The organism is Nitrosomonas sp. Nm33 (genome assembly GCF_900107265.1).
GTDB lineage: Bacteria > Pseudomonadota > Gammaproteobacteria > Burkholderiales > Nitrosomonadaceae > Nitrosomonas.
This window is the reverse complement of the sequence record NZ_FNPJ01000024.1, coordinates 25,302-38,385: the sequence shown is the minus strand read 5'-3', so window position 1 is coordinate 38,385 and position 13,084 is coordinate 25,302. Positions and strand designations below refer to the sequence as shown.

9 protein-coding genes and 1 pseudogene are annotated in these 13,084 nt (G+C 47.9%); 2 read left to right on the top strand and 8 right to left on the bottom strand.

The genetic code is table 11. The features are described from left to right. The coding region (locus tag BLV54_RS06965) for a transposase (RefSeq protein WP_143032442.1) at positions 1 to 172 on the bottom strand (172 nt) is incomplete at its 3' end. A gap of 457 nt (positions 173 to 629) precedes the next feature. On the opposite strand from BLV54_RS06965, the gene BLV54_RS06960 reads away from it, so the two are divergent. Together BLV54_RS06960 and BLV54_RS16030 are read left to right on the top strand one after the other, a co-directional pair. After that, the gene (locus BLV54_RS06960; protein ID WP_176969703.1) at positions 630 to 1,115 is read left to right on the top strand and encodes a CHRD domain-containing protein; all 486 of its coding nucleotides are present in this window, start codon (positions 630 to 632) and stop codon (positions 1,113 to 1,115) included. A gap of 262 nt (positions 1,116 to 1,377) precedes the next feature. Then, complete coding sequence (locus BLV54_RS16030) at positions 1,378 to 1,533, top strand: hypothetical protein (protein ID WP_176969702.1); 156 nt, start codon at positions 1,378 to 1,380, stop codon at positions 1,531 to 1,533. Between the two features lie 129 nt (positions 1,534 to 1,662). On the opposite strand, the pseudogene BLV54_RS16775 reads toward BLV54_RS16030, so the two are convergent. The 7 genes and pseudogenes from BLV54_RS16775 to BLV54_RS06935 form a co-directional block, all read right to left on the bottom strand. Next, a pseudogene (locus BLV54_RS16775) lies at positions 1,663 to 1,932 on the bottom strand (IS3 family transposase); the annotation flags it as partial. Beyond that, on the bottom strand, positions 1,916 to 2,053 hold the full coding sequence (locus tag BLV54_RS17235; protein WP_176969701.1) for a hypothetical protein: 138 nt from the start codon (positions 2,051 to 2,053) through the stop codon (positions 1,916 to 1,918). The gene BLV54_RS17235 and the pseudogene BLV54_RS16775, both read right to left, overlap by 17 nt. Positions 2,054 to 2,992: 939 nt before the next feature. Then, positions 2,993 to 5,458: a multicopper oxidase domain-containing protein gene (locus BLV54_RS06955; protein WP_218132338.1), complete on the bottom strand. Its 2,466-nt coding sequence runs from the start codon at positions 5,456 to 5,458 to the stop codon at positions 2,993 to 2,995. Positions 5,459 to 5,801: 343 nt separating this feature from the next. Continuing rightward, positions 5,802 to 6,182, bottom strand: coding sequence for a hypothetical protein (locus tag BLV54_RS06950; RefSeq protein WP_090569723.1), 381 nt, complete (start codon positions 6,180 to 6,182; stop codon positions 5,802 to 5,804). After that, on the bottom strand, positions 6,175 to 8,706 hold the full coding sequence (locus BLV54_RS06945; protein WP_218132337.1) for a multicopper oxidase family protein: 2,532 nt from the start codon (positions 8,704 to 8,706) through the stop codon (positions 6,175 to 6,177). The genes BLV54_RS06950 and BLV54_RS06945 overlap by 8 nt, the downstream gene beginning before the upstream one ends. A 664-nt stretch (positions 8,707 to 9,370) precedes the next feature. Beyond that, a complete protein-coding gene (locus BLV54_RS06940; RefSeq protein WP_090569718.1) occupies positions 9,371 to 11,857 on the bottom strand; it encodes a multicopper oxidase domain-containing protein in 2,487 nt (828 codons plus the stop codon). A 218-nt stretch (positions 11,858 to 12,075) separates the two neighbouring features. Continuing rightward, positions 12,076 to 13,050, bottom strand: coding sequence for an SCO family protein (locus BLV54_RS06935; protein ID WP_218132336.1), 975 nt, complete (start codon positions 13,048 to 13,050; stop codon positions 12,076 to 12,078). Between the last annotated feature and the right edge of the window lie 34 nt (positions 13,051 to 13,084).

The window sequence follows — 13,084 nt, the reverse complement described above, 5'->3', positions numbered from 1 at the left end:
CCCGGAATGCCTGTTCATTATCATCTGCCTGATATTCCCTGATCCACCTTCTGAGCATATTGCCGTTGATTTCCAGGCTTCGAGATACTTCTGATGTCGTGTGGCCCTGATCCAGTACCAAACTAACTGCATCTAATTTGAATTCCTTTGTGTATTGCTTTCTCGTTACCATCTCTCCCTCCAGTTAAGATCATTTTCCCTTAACTGGGCTGTCCGAATTCATTAGACCATGTCAGTATAAATAATACGGCAAGGTGAAGCCGACAAAGTCAAGTTTGATTTAGATATGGAATTAACTGAAAGACAAAAATACACTTAACTTTTGGAATATTGCATAACTTCAGTCAAAAAAATATTTGATCAATTGATGATAAAGCTGATTTCTACGTGTTTGCACGTATTTTTTTTATTTACATATTTCAATAACCTATTTAAAAACCATTAGAGTTTAATAAAAGCATTTATTACTCCTATCTCTTATCCTGGATTCAATCAAGAGTCTTTCACAGAAAGACATTCAATAACCAAAAGGAGATCAAATCATGAAAACAGCTATGACAGTATCTTACCTATTAGTCCTTATACTTCTAGTCTTTATACTTCTCGCTAGAAACGTTTATAGTAGCGACATGGCTATTAGGCTTACCCCAGTTGAACAACTGTTTTTGCAAGGCTATATTACGGCTAAGCTTACCGGAGACCAGGAAGTTCCTCCTGTGGTTACCCAGGTACAAGGAAAAGCGAACTTTGCATTTAATCAAGAGCTCACAGAGATGGCGTACGAGCTTAAGGCTCAAAGCTCTAGAGATGAGCCGGTAGGGTTACTTGGTCAAGCAGGAGCGCATATTCATTGTGGGGCTGTAGGCAAGAATGGACCGATAGTAGCCTTTCTATCAGGTGTAATTACCGGCGGGGTCGATGGCATGGTGGAAATCAAGGCGACACTCACTGACGCAAATATTGTCGCAAACACATGTATGAACTCTATTCAACAAGACATAAAAACCTTAAAAGATCTGGCCGAAGCGATGCACGCAGGGAATACCTATGTGAATATTCATAGCAATGCTCATCCCGGCGGAGAAGTACGGGGACAGATAGTAACGGGTAATTAACAAACAAATCATCTTAAGATGAACAGGCGCAGAGAATACTGTGATTGATTATTCGCTCCCGATCTTGCAAAAACCTGGTCGCTGGCGGATTCTGGTGGATACTCTGAATCCGAGACTGGGAGGCAGTTGTGCAAACTCTGGCAGAGGGAGGAGGGACTCGAAGTAGTGTCACGCTCTCTCATGCTGCTGGTGCGCAAGGGAGAAACTGCGAATGTTAAGGTGACTTGAGGTAGCAATTAGAACGAACTAAGAAGCAGAAGACATGGTGATAGGTAGTCAGCGTTTTTTTATTGGTGCCGAGCTGGTTGAAACGGGTATTGATTTCTGCATTTATGTACCGGGGCGGCACGTCGTGAAGCTGATGACAGAGCCATCCAAGGTCATGAAGGTGGCTCTGAACAGATCGAAGTGGTGTTAAAGGCAGAAGGTAACGGCTTCTTCTTGACCAGCGTGCCGGATGCGTGCGCGGGGATACTTTATCACTACCTGCTTGCGCTGCCAGTTATGAAAGATCTTCTATATATTCGACAATTTTCTATTTTGCTACACGAAATAAAGCCTGTATAACCAGATCCGTTGTCATTCTTTCATTCATGGCATGACCCACCAGTTCCCTGTTAAATAGGGGCCTTTCATTCCAGTAAGAATATAGCCAGCCTTCGTCCATAGGAATATAGGTGATATCGCTGGCCTATGCTTTGTAAGGTGCGCTAACAGAAAACCCTCTTTCCAGAATATTAGAGGGTGTGAACGGTAAATGATGTTTAGAATCGATTGTTCCCTTAAATTTGCGTTTTTGCTTACAACGTAAACCCAGCTAAGCGTTTCGCACTATAGGTCTCTCGAGTACGTTGAGGTGCAGCCCCACTTTCTTTAAAAAACTTGATCGATTGCTCACGAAATTCCTGGCTATATCGTGTTCGCGGTAATTGTTCCATTCTTGTCCTTCATTTCATGTCTATATTTTATGAAACTTTGGACTCCAGGAAATTCAGCATACCTCAATCGCGCAAGTGTGGAGTGTTGCGGAATTGCTTTGCACTTGAGTACAGGCAGCGGAGCTGGCCGCACGATCTACTGGTCGTTGCTGATGGTTACCATCATAAAAACTAAAAGAGTCTGAATCAATTGACAATTATATGTGTTACAGCGCTGTTTTCCAAGTTTTTACTACGATTTAATTTTATTTCCAAATCAAACATGATACGAAGGTGAATCAGACGGTATAAATAAGATGGCAAAGAGATTTGCGAGCAGGTTTAAGTATCCCGCGTCAAACCAATATCTGCGATTATTGGCGCGAAGTAGTGGTAGAAAAATGCCGAAATTTCCCGCCAATGCCTGCATAGACTAACGGTACAAACTGGATTTGCATAAATCTATCCGGAAACGCTTGCTCATCAACTTTCGCATTGCAGTAAAGGCCGGTTTGGTGAAATATCCGGGCTAGCTAAATTTCGGATTTGATTATCGTACACGTGCCTATGTGTGACAGGGTTTATTGGAATTGAGCTGATTATCATAAAAGAAGCGGACATCTTTTCCACCCTCATTTACAAGAGGGATATCTGGAAAATAGTCCGCTGCCTTTTTGACGTCAGCAACATCAGCAGCATCAGTGTAATTGGAAAGAGGAAGAATCCGGCTGGAAACCTTGATCTCTATAGTCCAGCAGGCTTCTCCTTAACAATCATTGCCTCATTTATTACGACCTTTTCCTTTAGGCCTGTATCCCCATTGCCATGCTCGCCTACAGAGCTCTAGCTGACATAAAGATTACTGGTATTGGATATTGACACATCGTTATTGCCGCCTTTATTAAGGCCTTTACCATTATTCACGTTGCCTCCCTCCCCCAACCTGTTATTTCCATTATTTCAGTTACTTCCACTATTACCGCTATTGCCGTTATTGTCGGTATTTTCGTTATTTTCATTACCCACTGCTTCCAAACCGACTCTATTTGCTTTCGCGTCGAGATCACCGATTTTGAAGGTTGGCACATCCGTGGCATTGGTTTCCACATAGACCACTCCATCCCAGTCCGGTATCGGCGTGGGGATGGCAATGAGCTGGCCCGGATTCTGGGAGTCAAAACGCAACAGCATGGAGGTGTCTTCGTGCGTGGTATTGTGGCAATGCTCCACATATGAACCCGTGAATTCCCGCGTGCGCATTACTATATCGACGCTTTGAAGGCTATCTGGCAAATCACCGATACGATACATATCTTTGCGCGCAAATCTTTCCCACTCAGGGGGAGGCAATCCGCCTCTTTTCAGGATCTGCCCTTCCTCGAAGTGAGGATGTATCGGGTGAGCCCAGCCGCCGCCACCGTTCACAAGGTGCCAGATTTCAACGCCACCCTTGTTAGGCGCAGCAGATAGCCGGCGCGGATCCATAGTAAACCCTTGCCCCCCATCGGTATTGATGGTCCATGGTTTATCATCTGCGCCATCCGAACGTCCGAATACAAACGTGCGATGCGTTGCATTATTGAGTTCTTCCGCGGTGAATGTCGGCAGCGGGATCATTTGTTTCTTGCCTGGCTCAAAATCAGCAGGATTCATGCTCAAGTCTGTGCCATCGTAGGCTTGTACCCGGAACTCAAGAAACTTGCCCACTGCTGGATCACCCTGATATTCCCCTGACAGGATATCTTCCAGCGGGATCTCTTGATTAGGTCGCCTACCATCTTGATGTTCCAGCACGTTGACAAAATGGAGTTTGTCACCGGGTTTGAATTGACTGAAGTCCACAACGATGTCATAGCGTTCTGCGATACCCTGTGACGGAAGAATAGCATCCGGAAAGCGGACAGCATGTTGCATCACATTACCGTCATTAGCGATCATATGGAATGGTACCCGTTGGCCGGCTGCGGTCACCAGCGCAATTTTGAACCAGCGCGCCACACTGGCATTCAGAATACGGAAACGGTAGCGGCGCGCTCGCACCTCAAAGAAAGGTTTGAACAACCCATTCACCAACATTTGATTTCCGAGGAAGCCATTAGTCTGGAAAATGTTGAAGAAAAGCTGACCACTCTGATCCCAGGCTTTATCCGCGACCATCAAGTTAATGTCATAGTCACGATTCCCCCAATCGAGGGCGGTGCCACTCGGAAAACGCAGGTTGACACCGTCATCCAGCCCTTCGTTGCCGCGATCGAGTGCGCTGTAGAAATTTGACATGGCAGCATTGCCCTTGTAGACATTCTGTGACGTAAAATCGAGCATGTGGTCATGGAACCAATGCGTGCTCATGGTTTCGCGGAAATCTCCACGGATGCGCATGATGCCGCCCTTCCCATCAGGAGCACCCGCTCTGGGATCCGATTTGTTCGTATTAATGGTGTCGGTCCCAGCGAGGATCATAGGCCAGCGATAGTCATAAAACTGCCCCGGGAAGAAGAAAGCTCCTGCGAAACCGTCACTTTCTGCTGGATGATGGCCATTATGCTCATGCGTTGTGATGGTATGCCTGCCAAAACCGTTGTTCGCACCCTCATCGATTGGCAGCGCATTGTAATGGCGAAACAGGATGGGCTCCCCATAGCGCACCGTGATTAGTTTCGGCGGGGATGTCCCGTCAAATGTCCATACCGAATTCGGCTGCTGGATCGGCATATTGGGATGGAAACGTACCTGAATACCCACAGTGGTCCCTTCAAAACCGGCACGACCTGTAGTGTTATGGTAGAGACCACCTGGTGCAAATTCACCTACAGCATAGCGATGTCGCTGCTGATCATCACGCAGCCCTTCGTTTCTTCGCGCGCCAGACTGGGCTGTTTGTATCCATACCTGCGGAAAGAACTCAAGCCAGCGCTGATGGGCGTAAAATTCGCCAGGTGGGCGCCCTTCGATTGCCGTTTGATCTAGTTTGCCGGTATGGGTTTCAATCAGATCCTGCCAAGGATTCGGCAGCACTATATTCGCTTCCTGTGTCGGGAAGGGATGGATCGGCTCCCTCAGAAACGTATCGAGTGCTGCTCCATTTGGAGAACTCCTGATATTGTTTGGTTGCGGCAAAGTCGAGGTGCAAGTGCGGCACTCAACCAAGGGTTGTGTGCCTATTTCCTCAAGCAGCACCATTTTTTGCGAAAAAGGGGTGGCGCCAAAGAGCGGGCTCGGTGGCGCTCCGGTCGGAATGTCAAAGCCGCCACTTGTTTGCGCTAACGAGGTACCACACAGGAGTGCTGCAGTTAGACAAAGGGAAAAAACTCCCAGGCCCTTCATTTGTCTCTGCATCCTGTTTAATCGTCGGTGCGGTGGCGTTGTAGCTGAATGATAGTCAATAGTAGGAGCTGCCAAGCCGCCAGATAAATTTATTGATTGCATAGGAACCTCCTTTTGTTTGAATAACCCTAGATTCCTCAGTTGAAGACTCCTAAATCGCTCAAGAACCCTATTGATTAAGGTTCTTTGAAAGATCCATGGCATTACCAATCAGATGAGATTTTAGTGAAATAATCAAAATCTGCTGAAAGTGTTGCCACACCTTGCTCTCAGCTTGTTTACTGTAACTGAGGAGCAGTTAACATTTTTGGCTGTGAACCGTTGATAGTACTAGATTACAGCTATTTTCATTCTAAATTCCAACTGAGGAATTTAGGATAACTCCTTTATTGCGCCAGCCAGCTAATTCAGTCGGCTGGATCGATCCTGATCACCTCACTTATATTTACTCATTGACAGGGAGCGCAGTTGCTTCCTGGAACAGATCATCCGAATTCGGATGGCAAGACTGCATGCCAAATGGAGTAGATAAACACATCGCGCCCCACACGATCACCAAGGAGCTTTTGCAAGTGTCGTAACCGCGCTGCTTCCGGGGCACAGGAAAGCCGCAGTTAGTAAAAATGAAATTAATTACAACTATCTTATCTTTGATAAGGTAGTTGTAGAAGCAGACATCTTTTCCGTCCTCATTTGCACGAGGAATATTTGGAAAATAGTCCGCTGCCTTTCTGACATCAGCAACGTCAGTATGATTGCAAAGAGGAAGAGTCTGGCTGCAAACCTTCACCTCCATAGTCCAGCCAAGCTTCTTCTCATCAATCATTGCCTCCTTTATGACCGCCCCTATTGCGACCTCTACCATTATGACCTTTACCCCCATCGTCATGCTTGCCTACAGAGTTAGAGTTCTGGCTGGCGTGAAGATTTCCGCCGTTGGATATTCGCACATCGTTATTGCTGCCTTTACTACGGCCTTTACCATTATTCATGTTGTCTTCCTCCTCCAATTCGTTATTTTCGCTGTTTCCGTTATTTTCATTGCCCACTGCTTTCAAACCGACTCTATTTGCTTTCGCGTCGAGATCACCGACCTTAAAGGTTGGCACATCCGTGGTATTGGTTTCTATATAATCAACCCCATCCCAGTCCGGCATCGGCGTAGGGATAGCAATGACCTGACCTGGATTCTGGGAATCCCAACGCAACAGCATGGCCGAGTCTTCGTGCGTGGTATTGTGGCAGTGCTCCATATATGTGCCCACAAATTCTCTTACACGGACCGCAAATTCAACACTACCAAGTGTGTCTGGCATATCACCAATACGATATACGTCTTTACGCGCCCATTTCTCCCATTCAGGTGGAGATAATCCACCCCGTTTGAGAATCTGACCCTCCTCGAAGTGCACATGTATTGGGTGGCTCCAACCGTTTCCACCGTTTACAAGGCGCCAGATTTCAACGCCGCCCTTGTCAGGCGAGGCAGACACACGACGCGGATCCATGTTATACCCTTGCCCCCCATCGGTCTTGATGGTCCATGGTTTGTCATCTGTGCCATTCGCACGCCCGAATTCAAACGTGCGCTGCGTTGCATTGTTGAGCTCTTCGGCGGTGAATCCCGGTAGTGGGATCATTTTTTTCTTGCCTGGCTCAAAATCCGCAGGGTTCATGCTCAAGTCTGTACCGTTGTAGGCTTGCACACGGAACTCGAGAAACTTGCCAACTGCCGGATCACCCTTATATTTTCCTGATAGCACCTGGTCAAGCGGGATCTGTTTATTGGGACCTTTGCCGTCCTTATGTTCCAGCACGTTGACAAAATAGAGTTTGTCACCGGGTTTGAATTGACTGAAGTCCACAACGATGTCATAGCGTTCCGCGATGCCTTGTGATGGAAGAATAGCATTCGGAAAGCGGACTGCATGTTCCATCACATTACCGTCATTGGCGATCATATGGAACGGCACCCGTTGACCGGATGAGGTTACCAGCGCGATCTTGAACCAGCGCGCCACGCTGGCATTCAGAATACGGAAACGGTAGCGGCGCGAGCGTACGTCAAAATAAGGTTTGTACAGCCAGTTCACCGTCATCCGATCTCCGAGGAAGCCATCGGTTTGGAAAATGCTGAAGAAAAGCTGACCGTTCTGATCCCACGCTTTGTCAGCAACTATCACGTTAACGTCATAGTCACGATTCCCCCAATCCAGGGCTGTGCCACTCGGGAGACGCAGGTTGACACCGTCCTCCAGCCCTTCATTGCCACGGTCGAGCGCACTGTAATAATTCATCATGGCAGCGTTGCCTTTATAGACATTCTGCGATGTGAAATCCTGCATGTGGTCATGGAACCAATGGGTGCTCATGGTTTCGCGATAGTCCCCGCGAATGCGCATGATGCCGCCGTTCCCATCGGGAGTACCTGCTCTGGGATCCGATTTGTCCGTATTAATGGTGTCGGTCCCAGCGAGGATCATGGGCCAGCGATAGTCAAAGAATTGCCCTGGGTAGAAGTAGGCATGCGCGAAGCCATCGCTCTCAGCCGGATTGTGGCCATTATGCTCGTGCGTCGAGATGGTATGTCTGCCAAAACCGTTGTTCGTCGTCTCATCGATCGGCAGCGCGTTGTAATGGCGAAACAGGATGGGCTCACCATAGCGCGCCATGATTAGTTTAGGTGGAAAGGTACCGTCAAACGTCCACACTGACTTAGGATGCTGCACAGGCATTCTGGGATGAAAACGTACCTTGATACCCTTAGTGCTCCCTTCAAAACCGGCACGACCTGTAGTGTTATGATACAGACCGCCTGGGGCAAATTCACCTACAGCATAGCGATGTCGCTGCTGATCATTACGCAATCCCTCGTTTCTGCGCGCGCCAGACTGGGCTGTTTGTACCCACACCAGCGGAAAGAACTCAAACCAGCGCTGATGGGCATAAAATTCCCCAGGTGGGCGCCCTTCAATTGCTGTAAAATTGAGCGGCCCGGTATGGGTTTCAATCAAATCCTGCCACGGATTCGGCAGCACTATATTTGCTTGCTCCATCGGGAAGGGATGGATCGGCTCCTTCAGAAATGCATCGAGTGCTGCTCCTTTTGGAGAACTCCTGATATTGTTTGGCTGCGGTAAAGTCGAGGTGCAAGTGCGGCATTCAACCAAGGGCTGTGAGCCCATTTCCTCAAGCAGCAGCATTTTTTGCGAAAAAGGGGTGGCGCCAAAAAGCGGGGTCGGTGATGTTCCAGTCGGAATATCGAACTTCGCGCTATTTGCGGTAGGAAATGAGGTGCCGTAGAAGGTTGTTGCCGACAAATAGAGCAGCAAAGCTTTCCTAATGCTCATTTGACTCTGGACTCTGCGTAATCGTCGGAATACCTGCTTGGGTTTGGATAAATTTTCTATATGTAAGAGTTTGACTGAAAGGCCTGATCTACTCAGTCTTGTAAAACGATCTTCTATCATTTTTCTCTCCTTCTTTCAGCGTATTTCTTCCTAATCATTACCCGTATCAAGATCGCCAGTTTTGAATGTTGGTACATCCGTGATGTTGGTTTCTACATAGATAACTCCATTCATGCAAAACGATCTTTTATTATTTCTTTTCTCCTCCTTTCAAACTGTTATTTCCGTTGTTTCCCCCTTCCAAACCGACTCTATCTGCTTTCGAGAAATGAAATTAATTACAACTACCTTATCTTTGATAAGGTAGTTGTAAAGTAGACATCAGCAACATCAGCATGATTGGAAAGAGAAAGAATCCAGCTGGAAGCTTTGACCTCCATAGTCCAGCCAGGTTTCTCCTCAGCAATCATTGCCTCATTTACTGCGAACTTTTCCTTTATGGCCTGTATCCCCCATCGTCATGCTCGCCTACAGAGTTAGAGCTCTGGCTGGCGTGAAAATTTCCGCTGTTGGATATTGACACATCGTTGTTGCTGCTGCCTTTACTACGGTCTTTACCATTATTCATATTGCCTCCTTCCTTCAATTCGTTATTTCCATTATTTCAGTTATTGCCGTTATTGTTGTTATTGTTGTTATTGTTGTTATTTCCGTTATTTCCATTGCCCACTGCTTCCAAACCGACTCTATTTGCTTTCGCGTCGAGATCACCGATTTTGAAGGTTGGTATATCCGTGGTATTGGTCTCTAGATAGGTAACGCCATCCCAGTCCGGTAGCGGCGTGGGGATGGCAATGAGCTGGCCCGGATTCTGGGAGTCAAAACGCAACAGCATGGCCGTGTCTTCGTGCGTGGTATTGTGGCAATGCTCCATATATGTACCCACAAATTCTCTTACACGGATCGCAAAATCAATACTGTGAAGCGTATCTGGCAAATCACCGATACGATATACATCTTTACGCGCCCATTTCTCCCATTCGGGCGGAGGCAGTCCACCCCGTTTGAGAATCTGCCCCTCCTCGAAGTGCACATGTATTGGGTGGGACCAACCCTCGCCACCGTTCACAAGGTGCCAGATTTCAACGCTGCCCTTGTCAGGTGCGGCAGACAGTTGGCGCGGATCCATATTAAACCCTTGCCCGCCATCGGTCTTGATGGTCCATGGATTGAAATCTTCACCATTCGCACGACCGAATTCAAACGTGCGATGCGTCGCATTATTGAGCTCTTCCGCGGTGAACGTCGGCAGCGGAATCATTTGTTTCTTGCCTGGCTCAAAATCAGCAGGATTCATGCTCAAATCTTTACCGTTGTAGGCTTGTACCCGAAACTCAAGAAACTTGCCCACTGCCGGATCACCCTTATATTTTCCTGATAGCACCTGGTCAAGCGGGATCTGTTTATTGGGACCTTTGCCGTCCTTATGTTCCAGCACATTGACAAAATAGAGTTTGTCACCGGGCTTGAATTGACTGAAGTCCACAACGATGTCATAGCGTTCCGCGATGCCTTGTGATGGAAGAGTTGCATTCGGAAAGCGGACTGCATGCTCCATCACATTACCGTCATTGGCGATCATATGGAATGGCACCCGTTGGCCGGCTGCAGTCACCAACGCAATTTTAAACCAGCGCGCTACACTGGCATTCAGAATACGGAAACGGTAGCGGCGTGCCCGCACCTCAAAGAAAGGTTTGAACAACCCGTTCACCGTCATCTGATCTCCGAGGAAGCCATCAGTTTGGAAAATGTTGTAGAAAAGCTGACCACTCTGATCCCAGGCTTTATCCGCAACCATCAGATTGATGTCATAGTCACGATTCCCCCAATCGAGGACGGTGCCACTGGGCAAACGCAGGTTGACACCGTCATCCAGCCCTTCGTTGCCACGATCGAGTGCACTGTAAAAATTCATCATCCCTGCGTTACCCTTATAGACATTCTGTGACGTAAAATTGAACATGTGGTCATGAAACCAATGGGTGCTCATGGTTTCGCGGAAATCCCCACGGATGCGCATGATGCCGCCTTTTCCATCAGGACCACCCGCCCTCGGATCCGATTTGTCCGTATTAATAGTGTCATGCCCAGCAAGGATCATAGGCCAGTGATAGTCATAAAACTGGCCCGGAAAGAAGAAAGCCGCCGTGAAACCATCACTTTCGGCTGGATGGTGGCCATTATGTTCATGCGTCGTGATGGTATGCCTGCCAAAGCCGTTGTTCGCGCCCTCATCGATCGGCAGCGCATTGTAATGGCGAAACAGGATGGGCTCACCATAGCGCGCCGTAATCATTTTCGGTGGGAAGGTACCGTCAAACGTCCATATCGAATTCGGATTCTGGACAGGTAATTCGGGATGGAAACGCACCTCGATCCCAGCGGTGGTTCCTTCAAAACCAGTAGTCCCCGTAGTGTTATGATAGAGACCGCCGGGCGCAAATTCACCTACGGCATAACGATGTCGCTGCTGATCATTACGCAGCCCCCCGTTTCTGCGTGCGCCAGACTGGGCTGCTTGTATCCATACCTGCGGAAAGAACTCAAGCCAGCGCTGATGGGCGTAAAATTCGCCAGGTGGGCGCCCTTCGTACGCCGTTTGATCCAGTTTGCCGGTATGAGTTTCAATCCGTTCCTGCCAAGGATTCGGCAGTGCTATATTCGCTTGCTCTGTCGGGAAGGGATAGATCGGTTCCCTCAGATACGCATCAAGCGCTGCTCCATTTGGAGAACTCCTGATATCATTTGGCTCTGGAAAAGTCGAGGTGCAATCGCGGCATTCAACCAGGGGTTGTGAGCCCATTTCCTCAAGCATCAGCATTTTCTGCGAAAAAGGGGTGGCGCCAAAAAGTGGACTCGGTGGCGCTCCAGTCGGAATGTCAAAGCCACCACCTGTTCCACCTGTTCCACCACCTGTTTGTGCTAACGAGGCACCGCACAGGAGTGCTGCAGTTAGACTGAGGGAAAGAACTCCCAGGCCCTTCATTTGTTTCTGCACCCTGTTTAATCGTCGGTGCTGTGGCCTTGTAGCTGAATGATAGTTGGTAGCAGGAACTGCCAAGCTGCCAGATAAATTTATTGATTTCATAGGAACCTCCTTTTATTTCCGTTTGAATAACTCCTTTATAGTTATTGCCCAGCCAGCTAATTCTGCAGGCCGGATCTATACTGAGTACCTCCTTATACTTACTTATTGACAGGAAGAAGCACATTTGCTTCCTGGAATGGATCACCTGTCCGGATTGCAAGACCGCATGCCATCCGGACAGGTTACTGCTACTTCCTCTTCTTGCCGCTAATAAGAAGCTATTTCGATTCGTTACTACTGGTAATTAATCTACTTTGCTTCTCCAGATAATCGATGAGTGCTGCTACATCGATATCACTTAGTTGCAGATTCGGCATGGATAATTCCTTGAACTTCTGATAAAGCGCCAGCGCGATGGGATCTTTTTCAGCCAAGACTACATCCGGCTCCTTGATCCAGCGGAATAACCAGTCGCGATCTCGTTGTGATGTTACTTGCAACAGATCAGGACCAAGTCCGTCGCCCGCGCCTATGGTGTGACATGAACTACAGCGCGTATTAAAAAGATAATTCCCCCGCGAAAACCCTTGGATCTCACGCGCATCGGCATAGCTTTTCTGCTCTTGACTCTGCATCCGCTTATTCTGCATCTGATAGCCGATCAGACTGACCAACACTTGAGAATTATCGCCTAGAGAGCGTTTTGTCCAGCGCCCCGTAGCCTCGTTACCAACTAGCACGCTCAGATTATGATTATCTAATTGATCTGCAGGATCTTGCGAACCCAGTAACCCCAGCTTCCGGCGCAAGAGCGTAATATCTGCTTCTTTGCCAGTAAGAAATTGCCAGCCAGGGGCAACACCAAACTTCTCTGCATACTCCTTGAGCACTGCGGGAGTGTCATGTGCCGGATCAATCGTAATGGAGTAGATAAACACATCACTCCCCACACGATCACCAAGGAGCGCTTGCAAGTGCCGCAACCGCGCTGTTTCCAGCGAACAGGAAAGTTTGCAGTTGGTGAAGATGAAATTGATCACAACTACCTTACCCTTGATGAGGTCATCATAGAAGCGGACATTTTTTCCATCCTGATTGACAAGATTAATATTGGGAAAATAATCCGCCCCCCACGGCGAACCCGGTGGAGCGCCCCGCGTGGGGGCGCTCTCGAGTGCCAGGGCTATTCCGATGAAGAAGAGAATGGCTAAAAGGTTTAACCTCAATAGTCCTACCAAACTTTTTCTCATCATTTCTTTCTCCTTTACTTACTTACTTCTTCAATCA